This is a genomic window from Streptomyces sp. NPDC060031 (assembly GCF_042736805.1).
Taxonomy (GTDB): Bacteria; Actinomycetota; Actinomycetes; order Streptomycetales; family Streptomycetaceae; genus Streptomyces.
Map to the genome: position 1 here is coordinate 40,150 of NZ_JBHWVM010000045.1, position 20,669 is coordinate 60,818.

The 20,669-nt window shown below is 73.5% G+C and carries 15 protein-coding genes and 1 pseudogene; 6 read left to right on the top strand and 10 right to left on the bottom strand.

The window, feature by feature from the left end; genetic code table 11:
* Positions 1-214: 214 nt before the first annotated feature.
* The gene (locus ACFWB8_RS20900) at positions 215-868 is read right to left on the bottom strand and encodes a hypothetical protein (RefSeq protein ID WP_385228902.1); all 654 of its coding nucleotides are present in this window, start codon (positions 866-868) and stop codon (positions 215-217) included.
* 175 nt (positions 869-1,043) lie between these two features.
* Here ACFWB8_RS20900 and ACFWB8_RS20905 point away from each other — a divergent pair, with 175 nt between their 5' ends.
* From ACFWB8_RS20905 to ACFWB8_RS20920, 4 genes are all read left to right on the top strand, one after another.
* Positions 1,044-1,823 carry a S1 family peptidase gene (locus ACFWB8_RS20905; protein WP_385228905.1) on the top strand — a complete coding sequence of 260 codons (780 nt, stop codon included), beginning with the start codon at positions 1,044-1,046 and terminating at the stop codon, positions 1,821-1,823.
* Positions 1,824-1,992: 169 nt separating this feature from the next.
* Complete coding sequence (locus tag ACFWB8_RS20910; RefSeq protein ID WP_385228907.1) at positions 1,993-3,807, top strand: RNA ligase family protein; 1,815 nt, start codon at positions 1,993-1,995, stop codon at positions 3,805-3,807.
* Complete coding sequence (locus ACFWB8_RS20915; RefSeq protein ID WP_385228910.1) at positions 3,807-6,689, top strand: poly(A) polymerase; 2,883 nt, start codon at positions 3,807-3,809, stop codon at positions 6,687-6,689. Before ACFWB8_RS20910 ends, ACFWB8_RS20915 begins: the two co-directional genes overlap by 1 nt.
* A gap of 499 nt (positions 6,690-7,188) precedes the next feature.
* Complete coding sequence (locus ACFWB8_RS20920; protein ID WP_385228913.1) at positions 7,189-9,348, top strand: discoidin domain-containing protein; 2,160 nt, start codon at positions 7,189-7,191, stop codon at positions 9,346-9,348.
* Between the two features lie 209 nt (positions 9,349-9,557).
* Here ACFWB8_RS20920 and ACFWB8_RS20925 read toward each other — a convergent pair whose 3' ends face one another.
* From ACFWB8_RS20925 to ACFWB8_RS20945, 5 genes are all read right to left on the bottom strand, one after another.
* Positions 9,558-10,475: an NADP-dependent oxidoreductase gene (locus tag ACFWB8_RS20925; protein ID WP_385228948.1), complete on the bottom strand. Its 918-nt coding sequence runs from the start codon at positions 10,473-10,475 to the stop codon at positions 9,558-9,560.
* 129 nt (positions 10,476-10,604) lie between these two features.
* Positions 10,605-11,996: a GH1 family beta-glucosidase gene (locus ACFWB8_RS20930; protein WP_385228916.1), complete on the bottom strand. Its 1,392-nt coding sequence runs from the start codon at positions 11,994-11,996 to the stop codon at positions 10,605-10,607.
* Positions 11,993-12,931 carry a carbohydrate ABC transporter permease gene (locus ACFWB8_RS20935; protein WP_385228919.1) on the bottom strand — a complete coding sequence of 313 codons (939 nt, stop codon included), beginning with the start codon at positions 12,929-12,931 and terminating at the stop codon, positions 11,993-11,995. Before ACFWB8_RS20935 ends, ACFWB8_RS20930 begins: the two co-directional genes overlap by 4 nt.
* Positions 12,924-13,895 (bottom strand): carbohydrate ABC transporter permease, encoded by a 972-nt coding sequence (locus ACFWB8_RS20940; RefSeq protein ID WP_385228922.1) that lies wholly within the window; start codon positions 13,893-13,895, stop codon positions 12,924-12,926. The genes ACFWB8_RS20935 and ACFWB8_RS20940 overlap by 8 nt, the downstream gene beginning before the upstream one ends.
* Positions 13,896-13,905: 10 nt before the next feature.
* Positions 13,906-15,228, bottom strand: a complete 1,323-nt coding sequence (locus ACFWB8_RS20945; RefSeq protein WP_385228925.1) for an ABC transporter substrate-binding protein — start codon at positions 15,226-15,228, stop codon at positions 13,906-13,908.
* A gap of 182 nt (positions 15,229-15,410) precedes the next feature.
* Between ACFWB8_RS20945 and ACFWB8_RS20950 the strand changes: the two genes are divergently transcribed.
* Complete coding sequence (locus ACFWB8_RS20950; RefSeq protein ID WP_385228928.1) at positions 15,411-16,724, top strand: ROK family protein; 1,314 nt, start codon at positions 15,411-15,413, stop codon at positions 16,722-16,724.
* Positions 16,725-16,821: 97 nt separating this feature from the next.
* On the opposite strand, the pseudogene ACFWB8_RS20955 reads toward ACFWB8_RS20950, so the two are convergent.
* From ACFWB8_RS20955 to ACFWB8_RS20965, 3 genes and pseudogenes are all read right to left on the bottom strand, one after another.
* Positions 16,822-17,366 (bottom strand): annotated as a pseudogene (locus tag ACFWB8_RS20955) (substrate-binding domain-containing protein); the annotation flags it as partial.
* A 117-nt stretch (positions 17,367-17,483) separates the two neighbouring features.
* Complete coding sequence (locus ACFWB8_RS20960; RefSeq protein WP_385228930.1) at positions 17,484-17,654, bottom strand: hypothetical protein; 171 nt, start codon at positions 17,652-17,654, stop codon at positions 17,484-17,486.
* A 74-nt stretch (positions 17,655-17,728) separates the two neighbouring features.
* The gene (locus ACFWB8_RS20965; RefSeq protein WP_385228933.1) at positions 17,729-18,805 is read right to left on the bottom strand and encodes an RNA ligase (ATP); all 1,077 of its coding nucleotides are present in this window, start codon (positions 18,803-18,805) and stop codon (positions 17,729-17,731) included.
* Between the two features lie 205 nt (positions 18,806-19,010).
* Here ACFWB8_RS20965 and ACFWB8_RS20970 point away from each other — a divergent pair, with 205 nt between their 5' ends.
* Positions 19,011-19,754 carry an SDR family NAD(P)-dependent oxidoreductase gene (locus ACFWB8_RS20970; RefSeq protein WP_385228936.1) on the top strand — a complete coding sequence of 248 codons (744 nt, stop codon included), beginning with the start codon at positions 19,011-19,013 and terminating at the stop codon, positions 19,752-19,754.
* A gap of 8 nt (positions 19,755-19,762) precedes the next feature.
* Here the strand turns inward: ACFWB8_RS20970 and ACFWB8_RS20975 are convergent, their stop codons facing one another.
* Positions 19,763-20,533 carry a peptidoglycan-binding protein gene (locus ACFWB8_RS20975; RefSeq protein ID WP_385228939.1) on the bottom strand — a complete coding sequence of 257 codons (771 nt, stop codon included), beginning with the start codon at positions 20,531-20,533 and terminating at the stop codon, positions 19,763-19,765.
* Between the last annotated feature and the right edge of the window lie 136 nt (positions 20,534-20,669).

A 20,669-nucleotide genomic window follows, 5' to 3' on the forward strand; every position in this document is an offset into this window, starting at 1 on the left:
CGGCCGCGGCCCCGGCCGCACCGCCGGCCCCGGCCGAAGCCGCCGCTGCTGCCCCCGCGCCCGGGCCGGCGGCCCCCGCTCACGGCCACGGCGGCGGCTCGGGGCACCGTGAGAACCGGGCGCCGCGCGGGCCGAAGGCCGCGAAACCGGCTCCCCCGGAGCGGCGCAAGCGGCCGCCCGCGCGGCCCAAGCCCCGGCCGGCTGCGCCGCGTTCCTACGACATGGCGCAGTTGTGCGAGGCCGCCCGGGGGACGGTGTCGCCGTCCATCGTGGCGCTGTGCGGCTGACCGGGATCAGGCGAAGTGCACTGGCCGTCCACCAGGCCCTCGTCGGGGCTCACGTGCAGGGTCGGCGGCGCCTGTGGGCGGCCGTGCGGGAGCAGGCGCAGCGGCACGGTGGTGAGCAGGGCCCCGGTGTTGTCGGTGAGGGCCAGGGTGCAGGGGTTGTCTGCCGGCGCGGCGCGGCAGTCGAAGGTCCCCGCCGTGGTGTCGAGCCGGGCGTACAGCTTCTTGGGCGACGGCTGGTAGGTGCCGTCCGGGTAGACGCGGAACTGGCGGCCGGTGTCGTCGTCGCAGGTGTCCGCGGATGCGGAACGGGCGCACTGCTCGACCCAGACGTACGCCTTGGGCGGCCCGCCCGTGATGGTGAACTCGACGATGTCGCCGTCCAGGAGGCCGGTGGTCCGGTTCACCTCCAGTCGCGGGCCGGTGGCGGCGGGGCGCTGCTCCGCCTCCGCCGGGTTCGCCGGCGCCGGCGCGGCCTGGGCGGGGGTCACGGCGAGTCCGGCGCAGGTGAGCGCCACGGCGGCCGCGCCGCGCACCAGTGTCCCGGACCGGCCGCGTCGCGGCCCCTTTCCGCGTGGCTCCATCTGTTCCCGCCCTCCCGATCGACCCTCAGGACAGGGAGCATCCTCCTGGCGCGGGCCGGCCACGGCCAGGGTGCCGTTTCGGCCACGGAACCGGGCCCGGCCGCCCCGGCGTCGTGATCCACGCCAAGGCCGTGCGGCCAGCGGGGCCGCGCGCCGATCCCCGGGGGGACATCGCATGATCACGTTCAAGAGCCGTACCGCGGCGGCCGCACTCGCCGCCTCCGTCCTCGCCGTCACGGGGCTCGTGGCCGCCGCGACGCCGGCCGCGGCCGTCCATGGCGGGCAGAACGCCACCACGGCCGACCACCCGTACGCCATGCTCATCGAGACGCCGCAGGGACAGCAGTTCTGCGGGGGCACCCTCGTGGCTCCCACGAAGGTGCTCACCGCCGCGCACTGCGTGAAGGACGCCGCCGCGCCCCTCGACCTGCTCGTCATCGGCGGGCGCACCACGATCAGCGGTACCAAGGGGACGGTCCGGCACGTCGCCTCGGTCAAGGTGCACCCGAAGTTCGAGCAGGGCACGCTGACTTACGACGCGGCGGTCCTCACGCTCTCCGCGCCGATGCCCTACGCCCCGCTGCCGGTCGCGGGCCCCGAGGACGCGGCCCTCTACGCCTTCGGCAGGGCCGCGAAGACCGTGGGCTGGGGCCGGACCGCCACCGACACCCCGGGAACCCGGCTGAAGTCGGCCGTGCTCACCTTGGCGCCGCCGGCGAAGTGCGCGCCCTTCACCGAGCCCGGCGAGTCGAGTGCCCTCAAGGTGTGCGGGACCACGGCGGCCGGCGCCCACGACAGCGTCTGCCGCGGCGACTCCGGTGGTCCGCTGGTCACCGGCGGCAAGGTGATCGGCATCGTCTCCACCGGCAACAAGTACTGCGACGACCAGTACCCCGTCTCGGTCTTCACGCGGGTCAGCGCGGTCGCCGCGGGCCTCGGCCTCCCCGTCGGGTAACGCTCTTCCGCGGCATGTCGGCCAGTTCTCCGATAAGCGCGTGCACCGTTCCCTCAAGGATTCGCGGACGGTGGACGTGACCTGCCGGAACTGGCCGCCTAATTCGGTGGATGCCCGTCTTGTGCATACCTAAGGTGACGAGCACCCCGTCGTCGAGCAGGAGCAGACCATGCGCACCCACTACCCCCGGACCCCGCACCTGCCGTGGTCCCCCGGGGCGACCGCCGACGACGAGCGGACCAGTGGGCTCGCCGGGCTGGCCGGGCGGGAGGTGGTGGTCACCGAGAAGCTCGACGGGGAGAACACCACCCTGTACTCCGACGGGCTGCACGCACGCTCGCTGGACTCCGGCCACCACCCGTCGCGGGCATGGGTCAAGGGGCTTCAGGGCCGCATCGGCGCGGGGATCCCCGCCGGGTGGCGCGTGTGCGGGGAGAACCTGTACGCCCGCCACTCCCTGGCGTACGAGGAACTCGACGGCTGGTTCTACGGGTTCTCGGTATGGGACGGGGAGCACTGCCTGGACTGGGACCGGACCGTACGGTTCCTGCGCGGCCTCGGGGTACCGAGCCCGCGCGTGCTGTGGCGGGGCACGTTCGACGAGCGTGCGCTGCGCGGGCTGCGGCTCGACACCACGCGCCAGGAGGGGTACGTCGTACGGACGGTGGACGGCTTCCCCCGTGCCGACTTCGGGCGGTGCCTGGCCAAGTGGGTGCGGGGCGGCCACGTGCAGACGGACACCCACTGGATGTACGCGCCGGTCGTGGCGAACGGGCTGGGGCCGGCGGCTCCGCTGTGGGCGGTGAGGTCGGGGGCCGAGGCCGACCCGGCGGGGCTGCTGGCGGCCGTCGGCGCGGCGGAGGCCGGGCCGGTCGAACCGGGTGAGTCGGCCGAGCGGGCCGGGTCGGCGGACTCGGCGGACTCCTTCGGGCAGCCGGTCGAGGCTGAGGTCATCGCCGAAGTCACCGCCCGGCTGGACGGGTCGGGCCGTACCGGGGAGGACCGCCTGGCCGGCGTACTGGCCGCCGTACTGCACCGGCGGCCGCGGGCCCGGCTCGCCGCTTCGCTGGCCGCCGGGCCGCTCGGAATGCCGCTCGCCCGGCGGGTCGCCGACCTGGTCGGGCTCGCCCCGTACCTGCGGCGGCCCTTCCCGGAGGCCGAGCGGCGGGCCGGGCTGGTCAGGATGGCCGTCGCGGCGGACCTGGGGGCACTGCACGCGCTCGCCGCCGCCACGCAGGACGTCGGGGAGCGGGAGTGCGTGGAGTGGTCCGCGCTGTGCGCCGAGGACGCGGGACTGCTCGTACCGGACCCTCTGGGGCCGCTGCGGTCGGGGCTGCGGGAGGCGCTCGCCGGGCTCGGCGCGGACGCGGCCGACCGCTGCTGGGCGCAGGCCCGGGACGCCTTCGGACAGGGCGGGGTCGCCACTGCCGAGGAGGCGGTGGCCGCGACCTGGCGGTGGCGCGAGGGGGCCTTCCCCCGCCTGGTGCAGCTGTGCGGGCCCTCGGGCAGCGGGAAGAGCACCTACGCCCGCGGGCTGCCCGGGGTGGAGGCGTACATCAGTCTTGACGATCTGCGCACGGCCCGGGGCTCCCGCTCCGACCAGCGGGCCAACGCGGACGTGCTCCGCGAGGGCCTGGACCGGCTGGACGCCGCCCTGGCCGCCGCCGCGCGCACCGGCGGCACGGTGGTGTGGGACGCCACCTCCCTGACCGGGCGGCAGCGCGGCCTCGCCGGTGCGGTCGCACGGCGCCGCGACGCGCTGGTCACCCACGCCGTGGTGCTGGTCGACGAGGCGGAGCTGCTGCGGCGCAATGCCGTGCGCGCACATCCCGTACCGCCGCAGGTGCTGACCACGCAGCTGCACCGGTTCAGCCCGCCCTACCCCGGTCAGGCGCACCGCACGTGGTACATCGGCGCGCCCGGCACGGTCGAGGACACGGCGGGCACCCTGGCCCCGTCACACGGAAAGCACGAGGACGGCTGATGCGTACCAGCGAGGAGCTCTACCACCAGGTGCGCTGGGACCCCCGCTTCGACCCGGCCCGCTTCGTGCTCGGGCTGCTCCAGCGCGGGGCCGCGCCCAAACGCGTGCCGCTGCCGTCCTTCGTGCCCGGCGGCGACATCCCCTGGCACCGGGTGCTGTTCGTCGAGGCGGACGGCGAGCTGGTGTGGGACCGGGCCACGGGCGTCGACGTGATCGACAGCACCCGGGCCGGGCGGGTCCGCGAACCGCGGCTGCTGCGGGCGCCCTTCTTCACCGCCCGCACCCCCCACGCCTGGGACCCGTCGGGCGGCGGCGCCTGGCGGCCGGCCGGGAGCGGCGGCGCCGTGCCGGGCCCCGCCGCGGTGCGGCTGCTGACCTGGAACACGCTCTGGGACCGGTACGACGCCCCGCGCATCGACACCGCCGGGCGCCGGCCGCTGCTGCTGGCCGACCTGGCGGCCGCCGACGCCGATGTCATCGCGCTCCAGGAGGTGGAGCCCGCGCTGCTCGGGATGCTGCTCGCCGAGCCGTGGGTGCGTGCCGGGTATGCGCTGGGCACCGACCCGGGCGGCAAGGACGTCGCCGACAGCGGGCTGTTGGTGCTGAGCCGGCTGCCGGTGCGGGAGGCGGGCCTGCACGCGCTGGGCCCGCACAAAGCGGTCAGCGCCGTCACCGTGGGCACCGCGGCCGGGCCCCTGGTGGTCGCCGCCACGCACCTGACCAGCGACCACTCCGAGCACGGCGCCGAGCGGCGGACGGCCGAACTGGCACGGCTGGCTGAGGGGTTGGGCGGCGTCCAGGCCGATGTGGCGCTGCTCGGGGACTTCAACGACGGCCGGTCGGGGGCCGCGGGGCCGGCGGCCGCGCTGGGGCTGCGGGATGCGTGGAGCGACGTACACGGGGAGCGGGACGGTACGCCGACCTTCGATCCGGTGGCCAATCCGCTGGCGGCGGTGGGCTCGCGGTCCGGGCGCGCCGCGCGGCTGGACCGGATCCTGCTGCGCTCGCCGCGGGCGCGGGTGGCGCGGGCGGCCCTGCGCGGGGAACGCCCGGGGCCCGGAGGGCTGTTCATCTCGGACCACTACGGGGTCGAGGCGACGGTGGACTTCGGGGCGTCCGACGGGGGGCCCGCGGTGCTCGACGTACGGTCGACCGCGCGGACGGCGGTGGCGTGGCTGCCGCCGCACGATGCGGGGGTCGAAAGCCTGCGGCGGGAGCACGACCCGCAGGTGGACCGCTGGCCCGCGCACGTGAACCTGCTCTTCGGCTTCGTGCCGGAGTCCTCCTTCGAGGCGGCCGTACCGCTGCTGGCCGAAGTGGCGGCGGACACGGCCCCGTTCGCGGCGCGGCTGGGCGGCGTGGACAGCTTCGGGCACCGGGAGGACGCCACGCTCTGGCTGGACCCGGCGGCGGACTCGGCCGCGGACGCCGCGTGGCAGGAACTGTGGCGCGCGGTGGCCCGGCGGTTCCCGGGGTGCCGGGGCCGCTCCGGGGGGTACACCCCGCACCTGACGCTGGGGCGCAGCCGGGATCCGCAGCGGGCGGTGCGCGAGTTCGCTGCGCGGCTCGGCGGTGGCGAGGGCGAGGGCGGTGGCGGGGTCTCGGCGCGGGTCGGGTCGCTCGCGGTGCTGTCGCGGCGCGGGGACGGGCCGATGCGGGTACGGGCGACGGTGGAGCTGGGGACGGGCGCGGTGTGGTGGGCGCCGGAGGAAACGGTGAGCGGGGCCGGTGAAGCGCCGCCGCCCGGCACGGCCGAGCGGGTCACGGCGCGGATGGCTGCGGCGCTGCCCGAGGGGGTGGTGCATGTGGCCGGCTCCCGGCGGATGGGCTGCGCACTGCCGGGGGCCGACCTGGACCTGGTGGCTGCCCTGCCGGGCACGTCCGCCGACGCGGCGGACGTACGGGCCCGGGTGGCGGCGGCCCTGCCGGACGCCGAGCGGCTGCGTGAGGTGACGGGCGCGCGGGTCCCGGGGCTGCGCCTGCGGGTGGCCGGGCTGGACGTGGACCTGGTGGTGGTGGCCACGGGCGGCCTCGCTCCGGCGCGGGCCGTGGCCCGGCGGGCCGAACTGGGCGAGGCGGCCGCGGTCGCGTTGAGCGCGGTGAGCGACGCCGAGGCCGTACGGGACTTCGTGGGAGCGGAGCTCGCCGCGTTCGCCGGGCTGGCGCGCGAGGTGAAGGCCTGGGCGCGGGCCCGGGGGCTGGACTGCGCACCGTTCGGCGGACTGCCGGGCCTGGCCTGGGCGGTACTGGCAGCGCGCACGGTACGCGAGGCCGCCGACCTCTCCCCCGCGGCCCTGCGGAGGCAGTTCTTCGGCACCTGGGCCGCCTGGGACTGGCGCGTCCCGATCGCCCTGCCGTCGCACGCGGAACCACCGCAGGCGGCCGGCCCCGCGGCCCCGGACCCGACCCCGGACCCGGTCACCGTCCTCACCCCCTCCGCCCCGGTCCGTAGCTGCACGGCGCAGGTGGGACCCGGGCTGCGCGATCTGCTCGGGCGGGAGCTGTACGCCGCCTGGGAGTGCCTGGAAGGCGACCCCGAGGCCCTGCCCCGCACGGCGCCACCCCTGCACCGGCGCCACGCGGCCTGGGCCGTGGTCACCGTACGGGGCCGCGACGCCCGGGAGTTCGAGGAGTCCCGGGGCCGGATGCGCGGCCGCCTGCGCGCCCTGCTCGGCGCCCTGTCCGAGGCCGGGGTCGTGGACGCCCACGCCTGGCCCCGCCCGTTCGAGTCGGCCGACACCCTGGCCCGCCATGCCATCGGCCTCGGAGCGACCCCACCGGACGCGACCCGTCTGACCGCCCTGACGGCCCCCTGGTCGGCCGCCCTCCCGGGCGTCGAGGTCACCTGGTCGGACTGCGGCTCGGTCCCCACCCTGCACTGAACCCGCCCGCGGCCCGGCCGCCCGTCGATGGACAGGGCCCATGAAGCACGGCGCACTTCAGCGGCTTCTGGACGCAGGGTTCGGCTTCGCCGTCGTCCGCCACGGCTCGTCGACCGCATGCGCGACGACGAGGTCATCGTCTCCGTTCCCGCCTCCCCGGGGCGACGAACGGCACCATCGACTCGGCCGACGACTAGCGAACGCAGGACGGCCGACCAGGCCCGAGGCCCGGCCACTTCCCGAACCGATGTCCGAGGCCCCGCCCCGGCGCGGCGGGCATGGCGGGACGGAGCGGTCAGAGCCTCAGTAGAGTCCTGCCACCTTTTTTCGTCAATACTTTTCACAAGGATTGAAGAAACTCCGAGTTCACAGACCTGACGGGCATTTGACCTGTCGTTGGGTCTTCATTTCATGAACGCTCAAACCCTTGACGACCCCCGTGCAGGGCAGTTCACTCACGCTTCGATCCCCCCGGATCCAAGACGTCAGGAGTGCCCCCATGCCCCTCCTCTCCGATCGCCCGCCGCGGCTCACCGTCGCGGCGCTCGCCACCGCGCTGGTCGCGGCCCTGCTCGTACTGCTCCCGAACACCGCCGCCACCGCCGCCGCGCCCACGCTCCTCTCGCAGGGCAGACCCGTCACCGCCTCCAGCCTCGAAGGCGCGGGCACCCCCGCGGCCGCCGCCGTCGACGGGGACAACGGCACCCGCTGGTCGAGCCAGTTCGCCGATCCGCAGTGGATACAGGTCGACCTCGGCGCCCCGGCCCAGCTGAGCCAGGTCGTCCTGCGCTGGGAGACTGCAGCCGCCAAGGCGTACCGGATCGAGCTGTCCACCGACGGCAGCACCTGGTCCACCGCGTACTCGACCGCCGCCGGCGCCGGCGGCGTCGCCACGCACGACATCACCGGCACCGCCCGCTACGTGCGGATGTACGGGACCCAGCGCACCACCGGCTACGGCTACTCCCTCTGGGAGTTCCAGGTCTACGGGACCACCGGCACCGGTCCCACCCTCCCCGGCGGCGGCGACCTCGGCCCGAACGTGATCGTCTTCGACCCCTCGACGCCGAACATCCAGGCCAGGCTGGACGAGGTGTTCCGGCAGCAGGAGTCCGCCCAGTTCGGCTCCGGCCGCTACCAGTTCCTGTTCAAGCCGGGCACGTACAACGGGCTCAACGCACAGATCGGCTTCTACACCTCCGTCTCCGGACTCGGCCTCAGCCCCGACGACACGACCATCAACGGTGACGTGACCGTCGACGCGGGCTGGTTCAACGGCAACGCCACCCAGAACTTCTGGCGTTCGGCGGAGAACCTCGCGCTCAACCCGGTCAACGGGACCGACCGCTGGGCGGTCTCGCAGGCCGCGCCGTTCCGGCGCATGCACGTCAAGGGCGGCCTCAACCTGGCTCCCACCGGCTACGGCTGGGCCTCCGGCGGCTACATCGCCGACTCCAGGATCGACGGCCAGATCGGCAACTACTCGCAGCAGCAGTGGTACACCCGCGACAGTTCCATCGGCAGCTGGGGCAACGGCGTCTGGAACCAGGTCTTCTCCGGGGTCCAGGGCGCGCCCGCACAGGGCTTCCCGAACCCGCCGTACACCACGCTCGACACCACCCCCGTCTCGCGCGAGAAGCCGTTCCTGTACCTGGACGGCAGCGACTACAAGGTGTTCGTGCCGGCGAAGCGCACGAACGCCCGGGGCACCTCCTGGGGCGACGGCGCGCCGCAGGGCACCTCGATCCCGCTCAGCCGGTTCTACGTGGTCAAGCCGGGCGCGAGCGCCGCGACGATCAACCAGGCGCTGGCGCAGGGCCTGCACCTGCTCTTCACCCCCGGCGTCTACCACGTCGACCGGACCATCCAGGTGAGCCGCCCCGACACGGTGGTACTGGGCCTCGGCCTCGCCACGATCGTGCCGGACAACGGGGTGACCGCGATGAAGGTCGCCGACGTGGACGGTGTGAAGCTCGCCGGCTTCCTGATCGACGCGGGCACCGTCAACTCGCCGAGCCTGCTGGAGGTCGGCCCGGCCGGCACCACCACGGACCACGCCGCGAACCCGACCACCGTCCAGGACGTTTTCATCCGGGTCGGCGGCGCCGGCGCCGGCAAGGCCACGGTCGGCATGGTGGTCAACAACCACGACACGATCATCGACCACACCTGGATCTGGCGCGCCGACCACGGCGACGGGGTGGGCTGGGAGACCAACCGCTCCGACTACGGCTTGCGGGTCAACGGAGACGACGTACTGGCCACCGGGCTCTTCGTGGAGCACTTCAACAAGTACGACGTCGAGTGGAACGGCGACCGCGGCCGCACGGTCTTCTTCCAGAACGAGAAGGCGTACGACGCCCCCAACCAGGCGGCCGTCCAGAACGGTTCGGTCAAGGGGTTCGCGGCGTACAAGGTCGCCGACTCGGTCACCACCCACGAGGGCTGGGGGCTGGGCAGCTATTGCTACTACAACGTCGACCCGACGATCCGTCAGGACCACGGTTTCGAGGTCCCGGTGAAGCCGGGCGTGAAGTTCCACGACCTCCTCGTCGTCTCGCTCGGCGGCAACGGCCAGTACGAGCACGTCGTCAACAACACGGGGGCCCCGACTTCGGGTACGTCGACCACCCCCTCCAACGTCGTCTCGTTCCCCTGATCCAGCCCTGACCCCCGGGCTCGCGGGGCGGCCACCGGTGAAGGATGCGTGGACGGCACGCGGTGGGCGAGCAGTTGTGCCGATCCGCAGTGGCTCGGCTATTGCCTGTTCCGCTTCGGCGTCCACGCCTGACCGGAGCCCGACGCCCGCACGGATCCGCGCCGCCCCGTACCCCGCCGGGCGGCGCGGTCCCGATTTCACCTCGGGACTCACACCTCCAGGACGATCTTCCCCGCGGTGTGCCCGGCCCGGCTGAGCTCGAAGGCGGCCGCGAGCTCGGCGAGCGGGAAGGTCTTGGCGACGGTGACCGTGAGCTTGCCGCTGTCGACGAGCCCGCCCAGCTCGGCGAGGTCGCTGCCGACGGGCCGGACCCACATCCACTGGCCGCCCGCGCCGAGCACGTTGTGGTCGGCGATGGAGGCGTGCCGGCCGCCCTCGGCCAGGACGGCCAGGGTGGTGTCGAGGACGTCGCCGACGAAGTCCGCGACGACGGTGACCCCCTCGGGGGCCAGCGCGCGGACCCGGTCGGCGAGGCCTTCCCCGTACTCGACGGGCTCGCAGCCCAGTTCGCGCAGCCGGTCGTGGTTGCGCGGGGAGGCGGTGCCGATGACGCGGGCGCCCAGCGCGCGGGCGATCTGCACGCCGAAGGTACCGACGCCGCCGGCCGCACCGTGGATGAGGACGGTGTCGTCCTTGCCGGTGTCGAGGCGGGTGAGGAGCTGGTACGCGGTGAGCCCGGCCAGCGGCAGTCCGGCCGCCTCCTGCCAGCTGAGGGAGACGGGCTTGGGCGCGAGGGCGCGTACGGGCACGGTGACGAACTCGGCGAAGGTCCCGCCGTGTACGTAGTCCTTGCGGGCGTACGCGATGACCTCGTCGCCGGCGGTGAACTCGGGCGTGTCGATGCCGGCGTACTCGACGGTTCCGGCCACGTCCCAGCCGGGCACGACGGGGTACACGACGTCCATCAGGCCGTCGAGCCCGCCCGCCATGATCTTCCAGTCGACGGGGTTGACCGCGGCGCACTTGACCCGCACGAGGACCTCGCCGGGCCCGACCTTGGGCACCGGGAGCCGCGTCTCGGACAGCACCTCGCCCCCGCCGTACGTCTCGTACGCCATCGCCCGCATGGTGCCTTCGGTGTCATCGGACATGAGCCTCGCCTCTCCGTGAGCTGCTGGAACCACCCCGGCCCATCCCACCACGAAAGGCCGTGCCCGCCCCGGGAAGCGGGGCGGGCACGGCGCGGCGCGCGGGGGCTACAGGGCGCGGTGGGCGGCGATCACGTCCGCGTAGTGGTGGCCGCTGGACTTGATCGTGCGGCGCTGCGTGGCGTAGTCGACGTGGATCAGGCCGAAGCGCTTGTCGTAGCCGTAGGCCCACTCGAAGTTGTCCAGCAGGGACCAGGCGTAGTAGCCGGCCAGCGGTGCGCCGCGGCGGGCCGCGCGGGCGCAGGCGGCCAGGTGGGCGGTCAGGTAGGCGGTGCGCTGGGGGTCGTGCACGCTGCCGTCGGGGGCGACGGTGTCCGGGTACGAGGATCCGTTCTCGGTGATGTGGATGCGCCGGGCCCCGTACTCCTCGGTCAGCCGCATGATCAGGGTTTCCAGCCCGTCGGCGTCGACCTCCCAGTCCATGCCGGTGCGCGGGACCCCGGGCCGTTCGATCATGCGGGCGTACGGGGCCGGGCCGCCGGGGTCGGCGGTGACCACCTGGGGGAAGTAGTAGTTCAGGCCGGTCCAGTCGTGCGGGGCGGCGATGGTCTCCAGGTCGCCGGGGCGCTCCGGCAGGTCCACGCCGTAGACCCCGCGCATGTCGGCGGGGAAGCCGCGGCCGTGCACGGGGTCGAGCCACCAACGGTTGACGTGGCCGTCCATGCGGCGGGCGGCGGCCCGGTCGGCGTCGCTGTCGGTGGCGGGTTCGACGGTGGAGAGGTTGTTGACGATGCCGATCTGCGCGCCGGGCGCTGCGGCGCGGATGGCCCGGGTGGCGAGGCCGTGCCCGAGGAGGAGGTGGTAGGAGGCGCGGACGGCGGCGGTCAGGTCGCTCCGGCCGGGGGCCATCGTGCCCTCGAGGTGCCCGATCCACGCCGAGCAGAGCGGTTCGTTCAGCGTGGCCCACTGGGTGACGCGGTCGCCGAGCCGTTCGGCGACCAGGCCCGCGTACGTGGCGAAGTGTTCGGCGGTGGACCGCTCGGGCCAGCCGCCGCGGTCCTGGAGTGCCTGGGGCAGGTCCCAGTGGTAGAGGGTGACGGAGGGGGCGATGCCCGCGGCGAGCAGGCCGTCCACCAACCGGTCGTAGAAGTCGAGGCCCTTGGCGTTGGCGGGGCCGTCGCCGCCGGGCAGGATGCGGGGCCAGGCCACGGAGAGCCGGTAGGCGTTGGTGCCGAGTCGGCGCATGAGGGCGATGTCCTCGCGCCAGCGGTGGTAGTGGTCGCAGGCGGTGTCCCCGTTGTGGCCGCCGTCGATGGCGCCGGCGGTGTGGGAGAAGGTGTCCCAGATGGAGGGGCCGCGGCCGTCCTCGGTCACCGCGCCCTCGATCTGGTAGGCGGAGGTGGCGGTGCCCCAGGCGAAGTCGCGGGGCAGGGCGGCGAGGTCGATGACGTTCTCGACTGCGGCGCGTTCGGTCACGGTGAGGCTTTCGGAAGGGGTCATTTGACGGCTCCTGCCGTGAGTCCGGCCACCAAGTACCGCTGGAGCAGCAGGAATCCGGCGACGACGGGGATGCTGACGACGAGCGAGGCGGCCATGATCTGGTTCCAGTAGACGTCGTTCTGGGTGGAGTAGCCCTGCAGGCCGATGGCGAGGGTGCGGGTGGCGTCGTTCGTCATGACGGAGGCGAAGAGGACCTCGCCCCAGGCGGTCATGAAGGCGTACACGGCGACGGCGACGATGCCGGGGACCGCGGCCGGCACGACGACGCGCAGGAGTGCGCCGAGGGGTCCGCAGCCGTCGACGGTGGCGGCCTCGTCGAGGTCGCGGGGCACCGTGTCGAAGTAGCCGATGAGCATCCAGATGGAGAAGGGGAGGGAGAAGGTGAGGTAGGTGAGGATCAGTCCGCCGCGGGAGCCGTAGAGCGCCACTCCGGTGCTGTTGCCGATGTTCACGAAGATCAGGAACAACGGGAGCAGGAAGAGGATCCCGGGGAACATCTGGGTGGACAGCACGGTGACGGTGAACAGGCGCCTGCCGCGGAAGCGGTAGCGGCTGACCGCGTACGCCGCGAAGACGGCGATCACGACGGAGCAGGCGGTGGCCGCGCCCGCCACGATCAGGGAGTTCACGAAGTACTTGGCGAGCGGGACGGTGTGCCAGATGTCGGTGTAGGGGCGGACGGTGAGTCCGCTGGGGATCCAGCGGAACTGGCCCGCGACGTCCTTGAGGGGTTTGAGCGAGCTGGTGACCATCACGTAGACGGGCAGGAGCACGAAGGCGGAGAGCAGGGTGAGGAAGACCGCGCGGATCGCCTTGAAGGACGCTGGCGGATCGAGCGGGCTGCGGGCCCTGGCCCTCGCCGCGGCCTTGACCTTGCCGTTGGTCTTGCCGTTGGTCTTGCCGTTGGTCTTGGCCTTGGCCTTGGTCCTAGGCATCGGCGTCCCTCCGTCCCCTCGTGGTGAAGAGCAGGTAGCCGGCCGTGACGAGCAGCAGGAAGAGCAGCAGCAGGACGGACATCGCCGATCCGGTGCCGAAGTTCCAGGTCACGAAGCTGGATTGGTAGATGTGGACGGAGATGAGGTCGGCGGCTTCGGGGGCGGATGTGCCGAACAGCACGAAGGGCGTGTTGAAGTCGTTGAAGGTCCACAGGAACAGCACCAGGATCAGCACCTGGTTGACCGCGCCGACCGAGGGCAGGGTGATCCGGCGGATCTGCTGCCAGATGCCGGCCCCGTCCAGCGCGGCGGCCTCGTACAGGTCCTTGGGGATGTTCTGCAGGGCGGCCATCACGATGAGGAAGGCGAACGGCCAGCCCTTCCAGACGGACACGGTCAGCAGGGCCCAGAAGCTGTTGTCGCCCAGCAGCCAGAACGTGTGCTCGGCGCCGCCGATGCCCAGCTGGTCGTGGATGACGTGGTTCACCAGCCCGTTGTCCCGCTGGAACATGAAGGCCCAGGTGATGACGGCCGCGTAGACGGGCAGGGCGTACGGGACCAGGAACAGCGCCCGCAGGATGCCGCGGCCGGGGAAGGCCTCCTGCATGAACACGGCGGCGGCGGTGCCGACGAACCAGCACAGGCCGACGGAGAGCAGGGTGAACGTGCAGGTGGTGAGGAAGGAGCCGAGCAGGGCTTCGCCGACGGGCTTGTTGACGTCGACGGCGAGTTCGTAGTTGCCGAAGCCCGTCCAGGGGGCTCTGGACCAGTCCCGGATGAAGAACTGGGTGAGTTCCCGGAAGCTCATCAGGATGCCCATCGCCATCGGGACGAGGTGGATGAGCAGTTCGAGGAGCAGGGCGGGCAGGAGCAGGAGGTAGGGCAGGGCGGCACGGCGCACTCGTCCGGTGCGGCGCACGCGGGCAGTGGTACGCCGAAGCCGCCCGGCCGTGGCGGAAGTCATGGGGAGCCGCTCACCTCGCCATCTGCTGCTGGGCCTTGGTGAGCTTCGACTTGACCGATTCGGTGGTGACCGGGCGGCCGGCCGCGGCGTCGGCGAAGAGTTCCTTGACGGCGGTGCCGACGGCGGTCTCGAACTGGGATTCCTCGGGGACCTGCGGGAGCGGTGCGGCGCTGGTGGAGAGGGTGGTGCGCAGGACCGTGAGGTCGTCGGCGGCGAACGCGGCATCGCTCTGGGCGGCCTTGACGGGCGGGACGGAGCCGTAGGTCTTGTTGAGGATCTTCTGCTCCTCGTCACTGGTCATGAACTTCACGAACTTCAGCGCGCCGTCGATGTTGTCGGTGTTCTCGAAGACGGCCATGTTGATGCCGGCGACCATGGAGTTGGTGTTCCTGCCGGTGCCGGGCGTGCCGCCGGCGGGTACCGGGACGGGGGCCACGCCCCAGTCGCCCTCCTTCATCCCGTGGGACGTGAAGCTGCTGGCGGCGCTCTGCCACAGGACCATGGCGGTCTTGCCGTTGGCGAAGTCCTGGAGGGACTGGTTCTTGTCGTACTCGGCGTTGCCGGGCGCGATGATCTTGTCCTTGGCCATCAGGTCGACGTACTGCTTGACGGCCTCGACGTTGGCCGGGGTGTCGAAGGCGGGCTTGCCGGCCGCGTCGAAGAAGTCCGCGCCGTGCTGCTTGGCGAGGACGAACGCCTGGTGGATGTTGTTGGAGAGGTTCGAACCCTCCGCGCCCAGCGCCCACTTGCCGTCGTTGGACAGCTTCTGGCCGATGGCGGTCATCTCGTCCCAGGTGGCCGGGGGCTTCTCGACGCCCGCCTCCCGGAACATCCTCTTGTTGTAGTAGAGCGCGTAGGACATCGAGTAGAGCGGGACGGCGGCCGGGTCCTTGCCGGGGGCGCCGGCCGAGCCGATGGCGGAGTCGACGAACCGGTCCCTGCCGCCGATCGCCTCGAGGTTCTCCGCGTTCCAGGGCAGCAGGGCGCCGGTGGCCTGGAGGGAGGAGGACCAGGTGTTGCCGATGTTGAGGACGTCCGGTCCCTGACCGGAGGCGGTGGCGGCGAGGATCCTGTTGAGCAGGTCGGACCACGCAACCACCTCCAGCTTGACCTTGATGCCGGTCTGCTGCTCGAACTTCTTCAGCTCCGGGCCGAGGGTCGCCTGGTCCGCCGCGATGTCGGGGCCCTGGTTGGAGGCCCAGTAAGTGAGCTCCTTCGGGGCGGTGTTGGAGCCTCCCGCCGTGTCCGCGGAGCCACCGCCGCAGGCGGTGGCGGCAGTGGCGAGCAGGGAGACGGCTGTGGCGGTGGCGGCTGCGGCTCGGGTTCTGCGCATGGCGGCTCGGTCCCTTTCGACAGGGTCGGGAGAAGGCCGGTGATGCGGTCCGAGCACTCGGGCTCGGACACCCCGTTGCATCCAGGCCTTAATTTAGGACGTGAGTTAAGCCCCGTGAAAGGGTCGCGTCAAGGGGTCCCGCAAGGGTATGTTGCGATCGATGTCAGCGCGGAAGGAGTCACATGACCACGGGGCGTAGCGGGCGTACGGTACGGGACCTGCGGCGCGGCAACCGCAGCGCCGTGCTGCAGCGGTTGTACTTCGGCGGTCCGATGAGCCGTCAGGAGCTGGGCCCCGCCACCGGACTGAGCTCCGGATCCGTCAGCAACGTGGTCGGCGAACTCGTCGCCGACGGCCTCCTGGAGGAAGCCGGAATCGTCGACTCCGACGGCGGCCGGCCGCGCACCCTGCTGCGCGTGGCGCCCGACAGCGCCCACATGATCGGGATCGACGTCGGCGAAACCCGGGTCCGCGTCGAGCTGTTCGACCTCACCCTCACCGAACTCGCCCGTACCGAAATGCCGTTGAAGCCGCGCGGCTGCTACGACGTCGGGCCCATCGTGGACCACGTCCGGACCGGGATCGCCACCGTGCTCGCGCAGGCCGGAGTCGGCACGGAACGGCTGCTGGGGGTCGGGGTGGGCGTACCCGGCATCGTGGACCGCGACGCGCCGGGCGGCACCGTCGTACACGGCCAGACCGTCGGGTGGGACGCGGTCCCGCTGGAGGCGCTGCTGCGCGCCACCGGGGCCGTGCCGCCCGAAGTCCCGTACATCATCGACAACGGCGCGCGCACGCTCGGCCAGGCGGAGATGTGGTTCGGGGCGGGCCGGGGCGCCCGCGACGCGGTCGTGGTCCTCTTCGGCTCGGGTGTCGGCGCGAGCCTGATCACGGACGGCTCCCCCGACGGCGGCAACACCGAGGGGACGCCCCTGGAGTGGGGCCACCTGACCGTGTCGGTACGGGGGCGGCGCTGCCGCTGCGGAGCGCTGGGCTGCCTGGAGGCGTACACGGGCGCGGAGTCCCTGCTGGCGCGGTGGGCGGAACAGGGCGGCGGCGCGGGTGACGCGGTGGACGAGGAGGAGGGGCTCTCGGCCCTGCTGGCCGCGGCGGGCGCCGGCGACCGGGTGGCCCTGGAGGTCCTGGACGAGACGGCGGAGTACCTGGGCGCGGGCCTGTCGGACCTGATCAACCTGTTCCAGCCCGAACGGATCCTGATCGGCGGCTGGGCGGGCCTGATGCTCGGCCCTCACATCCTCCCGGCGGTACGGGACCACGCGACCCGGCACTCGCTGCGCCACCCCGCCGCCCGGGTCACCATCGACATGGGCTCCCTGGGCCCGGACGCGGTCACCGTCGGCGCGGCCACGCTGCCGCTGTCGGCCTTCTTCGCCACGGGCGGCCGCCGCCGCGCCGGCCCCGAGCCGCAGGCACAGCTCCCGGGCTGGCGCACGGCTTTGGACACCAGGGGCGAGACGCCGGCCCGGCGGGGGTGAGCCGCGGCGGTGGTTCAGGCGGAGTCGCGGATGACGAGCTCCGGGGTGAACGGCAGCGCCGCGGGCTCGGCGCGGGGCTCGGGGCCGGTGCGGCGGTCACCGGCGGGGTGACGGTCTGAGCGGGTGCCGAGGCCGAGACGCGGTCCAGGAGGAGGCGGACCATTTCCGCCGCCATCTCCTCGACCGGCTGGCGTACGGTCGTCAGCCGCGGGCGGCAGGCCGTCGCCGCGCTCGAATCGTCGAAGCCGACGACCGCCACGTCCTCGGGAATCCGGCGGCCGTGTTCGCGCAGCACCCGCCAGGCCCCCTGCGCCATCAGGTCGTTCGCCGCGAACACCCCGTCCAGGTCCGGCTGTTCGCCCAGCAGCGCCCGCATGGCCGCTCGCCCCCGTCCAGCGTGAAGCCCCCCTCGGCCACGGCCACCCGGCTCCCCGCGGCCGAGCCGAAGCCGGCCGTCCGCTCCCGGCTCGCCGCCCCCTCGGCCGGACCCCCGATCGCGGCGCGCCGCCGGCAGCCGCGGGCCAGCAGGTGCCGCGCCGCCAACGCCCCGCCCTCCCGGTGGCGCAGGTCGACGTGGTCGAGGCGCACCCCGTCCGCCGGGCGCGCGAACAGCACGGCGGGCAGCCCCGCCGCGGCCAGCAGGCCCCGCCGCGCACTGTCCACCCTTCACACCGGTGATGCGGGAAAGCGCTCTCCCGCGTGATCCCCGCGCACCTCGGCGACTGTCAACGGGCTGATCTCCGGCTGTGGTTCAGCGCGTCAGACGGGATGCGCGGCCTGGAAGGCCAGCCGGCCCTCCGCGCCCTCCCCGAGCCGCCCGAGCACCTCGTCGAGTCGCAGGTACACCTCCCGCCGTTCCTCGCCGGACACGCCGCCGATGCGGCCGATCAGCAGGTCCTCCAGCTCCGCGACCCGCCTGCCCTTCCACACCTTGTCGGCGGGTCTCCCGGGGTGTGGAGTGCGCGGGACAACGCGTCGTTCACGGTCATCCCGCGAGGGTGATCTCACTCGTACTCCGTACCGCCCTTGCGGGTCAGGTACGCCGGGCTGACCGCCTTCGCGATGGCGCGGCCGCCGACCACCGGGCTGTAGCGCTCCGCCGCGGGGCGGATGACGACTCCCTCGCGCAGGTGCAGGCCCCGCCCGGACACGGTCTCGCGGCCGCTCGCCCATTCCAGCACCGTGTCGAGGTCGTACGGGCCCTCGAAGAGCCGTGGCACGAGCGGCAGTTCGCCGTCAGGGAGCACGTCCGCCGGGTCCAGCCAACGGACTTGGCCGTCGATCTCGGCGGAGATGTCGAAGACGGCGTACCCGGGCGGCGCGTCCGCCGTGCGCACGTCGGTTCCGTACGCCAGGTCCTGGACTCCCCCGCCGTACACCTCGGCGAAGATGCCGACCCGGGTCGCACCGAGCCGCGCGGCCAGCCGGGCCGCGACCTCGGGGACGCCGTGGCCGCGCACGGCCCGCCAGTACAGGTTCCGCTCGTCCTCCGCCAGCGCCAGCCCCCTGGAACCGAAGCCCTTGGAAGAGACCAGCACCTGTCCGCCCTCGACGACGTACGTCGACAGGCAGGCCGTGCCGTGCAGTTTCTCGGTGAGGACGACGGGCTCGCCGGCCTCGAAGACGTCCGGGTAGCGCTGGAGGTTCTCGATGTCCACCCATGGCAACAGGTCGGGCGCGGCCTCGACGTCGCCGCTCATCGTCGTGGGCACGGGCGGTGACCATTTGGTGATGCCGAGCAGACCGGCGAAGTCCGTGCCCTCCTCGGCGGCCTGTGTCAGGTCCACCTCCGCGAGCGCGGCCGGACGGCACACGAGACCTTGCGACAGCTCGCCGCGCAGCCGGACGGCCTTGACCCGGTCGGCGCCGCCGCCCGCCAGCCGTCCGGTCAGCCCGAGCTCCTCGATCAGCCCCGCGGGCAGGACGGCCTGTTCCGGTATGTACAGCGCGAACTCGCCGCTCCGGTACGCCCTCTTGGCGACGACGGCGCGGTACAGGCCCACTTGGGCGAGCTCCAGCGCGTCGGCGTTCGGGTGCTCATGGACGGTCAGCTCTTCGGCGGTGACCCGCAAAGTCGACACGGGAGGGCTCCTTCATCGGTGTGGTGTGGTGGGCCTCCCGCCACTTTCCCCGCACCATTTCCGCTGGTCCAGCAGATTTCCTCCTGTTAATCTCCGCCCGGCCGGGCGGCCGGTGTCAGGGCGGGGGCGGGCTGGCGTCAGGGGTGGCGGGAGGCGATCATGGGCGCGGGCACGGCAGGGGGAACGCGTCACGCAGGAGGAGCACATGTCACAGCGACCGGTCACCGTCGTCACCGGCGGGAGCAGAGGGATCGGCGCGGCCGCCTGCGTGCGGCTCGCCGGGGACGGGCATGACATCGTGCTCGGCTACGTCCACGACGATGCCGCCGCCCAGACCACTGCCCAGCGGGTACGGGCGGCCGGCGGGCGGTGCGTGACCGTACGCGGTGACACGTCCACCGAGTGCGGCGTCGAGCGGCTCTTCGACATCGCCGGGGCCGAGCTGGGCGCGGTCACCGGCCTGGTCAACAACGCCGGGGTGACCGGGCCCCTGGGCCGGCTCGCCGATGCCCGGACCGAGGATCTGCGGCGGGTCGTGGAGGTGAACCTGCTCGGCTACCTGCTCTGCTGTCGCCGGGCCGCCCGGGACATGGCGCAGACCGACGGCGGGGCGATCGTCAACGTCTCGTCCGCGGCCGCCACCCTCGGCAGCCCCGGCGATTACGTCCACTACGCCGCGACCAAGGCGGCCACCGACGCGCTGACCATCGGGCTCTCCAAGGAGCTGGGGCCGGACCGGATCCGGGTGAACGCCGTGGCGCCCGGCATCATCGACACCGATATGCACGCCACCATGGGCGACCCCGACCGGCCGGCCCGCGCGGCCTCCGGCATCCCGCTCGGGCGGCCCGGGCAGCCCGAGGAGGTCGCCGGGGCCATCGCGTGGCTGCTGTCCCCGGACGCCTCGTACACGACGGGGGCCATCCTGCGCGTGTCCGGCGGCCGCTGACCGGAGTTTCAGCCTCCAGACCCGAAGGCGGCCCGCGTGGCCGGGCCGTAGACGCCCGGCGGGTCGCCTTTGATGCCCCGGTCCTGCTGGAGCTGGGTGACACCGCGCCGGGTCTGCTCGTCGTACACGCCGGTGAGGGAGACGTACGTGAACCCCTGCCCGTAGAGCCGCTGCTGGAGGTCGCGCACCTCGGGTCCGCGGTCCCCCGGGCGCAGCGTCCCCGAGCCGCTCGCGGACGGCCGCTGCGACGAAGCGCTCGGCGTCGGCGTCGGCCTCCCGTCCCTGCCGGCGGACGGGCTCGCGGACGCTCCGGCCGATGCGGAATCCGGCGCCGGGGGCGCGGAGGACCGTACGGACGGGTCGGGCGGGGGCTCGGCGTCGACCCCCGGACTGCGCGCCGGAAGCACCGGTACGGACAGCCCGGGCGGCGCGGAGGTCCGCTGCGGCTCCGGCTCCGGGGTGCGCAGCAGGAACAGCAGGATGCCGGCGGCGGCGAGGGCGAGCAGGGCGAAGGCCACCATCGGGAGCCGGGAGCCGCGCTCGCGCCCCGTCGGGACCGCGGGCGGAGCCGGCGTGCGCGCCGGGCCCGGCGCGGGCTCGCGTACCGAGGCCGGCGCGACCGCCGGACCGCTCTGTGGCCAGGTGGGCCCCGTCGGCGGCTGCGGCCGGCGCGGCCGGCCCGAGGGGGCGACGTAAGGGCGTACGAGCAGTCCGTCGGCGGGGACGGTGCGGCTCTCGTCCGGGTCGGGGGCTGTGGCTGGGTCTGTTTCTCTGTACACGGTTGTCTCCAGGCGGGGACGGGGGCCGGCGCGGCGGTGGGGCGCCCGCCCCCCGCCCGCCGGGCCCGCCCCGCCCCCCCCGGCGCCCACGACCAAAACCCGAACCGCCGCCCGCACCAACCCGCCCCCCCAGGCG

What these genes read in the sequence shown, in the direction of transcription:
- ACFWB8_RS20905 (WP_385228905.1), top strand. Translation starts at nt 1,044, where the DNA reads ATGATCACGTTCAAGAGCCGTACCGCGGCGGCCGCACTCGCCGCCTCC.
- ACFWB8_RS20925 (WP_385228948.1), bottom strand. Translation starts at nt 10,475, where the DNA reads ATGCGGGCGATGGCGTACGAGACGTACGGCGGGGGCGAGGTGCTGTCC.
- ACFWB8_RS20950 (WP_385228928.1), top strand. Translation starts at nt 15,411, where the DNA reads ATGACCACGGGGCGTAGCGGGCGTACGGTACGGGACCTGCGGCGCGGC.
- ACFWB8_RS20940 (WP_385228922.1), bottom strand. Translation starts at nt 13,895, where the DNA reads ATGACTTCCGCCACGGCCGGGCGGCTTCGGCGTACCACTGCCCGCGTG.
- ACFWB8_RS20920 (WP_385228913.1), top strand. Translation starts at nt 7,189, where the DNA reads ATGCCCCTCCTCTCCGATCGCCCGCCGCGGCTCACCGTCGCGGCGCTC.
- ACFWB8_RS20945 (WP_385228925.1), bottom strand. Translation starts at nt 15,228, where the DNA reads ATGCGCAGAACCCGAGCCGCAGCCGCCACCGCCACAGCCGTCTCCCTG.
- ACFWB8_RS20930 (WP_385228916.1), bottom strand. Translation starts at nt 11,996, where the DNA reads ATGACCCCTTCCGAAAGCCTCACCGTGACCGAACGCGCCGCAGTCGAG.
- ACFWB8_RS20900 (WP_385228902.1), bottom strand. Translation starts at nt 868, where the DNA reads ATGGAGCCACGCGGAAAGGGGCCGCGACGCGGCCGGTCCGGGACACTG.
- ACFWB8_RS20910 (WP_385228907.1), top strand. Translation starts at nt 1,993, where the DNA reads ATGCGCACCCACTACCCCCGGACCCCGCACCTGCCGTGGTCCCCCGGG.
- ACFWB8_RS20935 (WP_385228919.1), bottom strand. Translation starts at nt 12,931, where the DNA reads ATGCCTAGGACCAAGGCCAAGGCCAAGACCAACGGCAAGACCAACGGC.
- ACFWB8_RS20915 (WP_385228910.1), top strand. Translation starts at nt 3,807, where the DNA reads ATGCGTACCAGCGAGGAGCTCTACCACCAGGTGCGCTGGGACCCCCGC.
- ACFWB8_RS20970 (WP_385228936.1), top strand. Translation starts at nt 19,011, where the DNA reads ATGTCACAGCGACCGGTCACCGTCGTCACCGGCGGGAGCAGAGGGATC.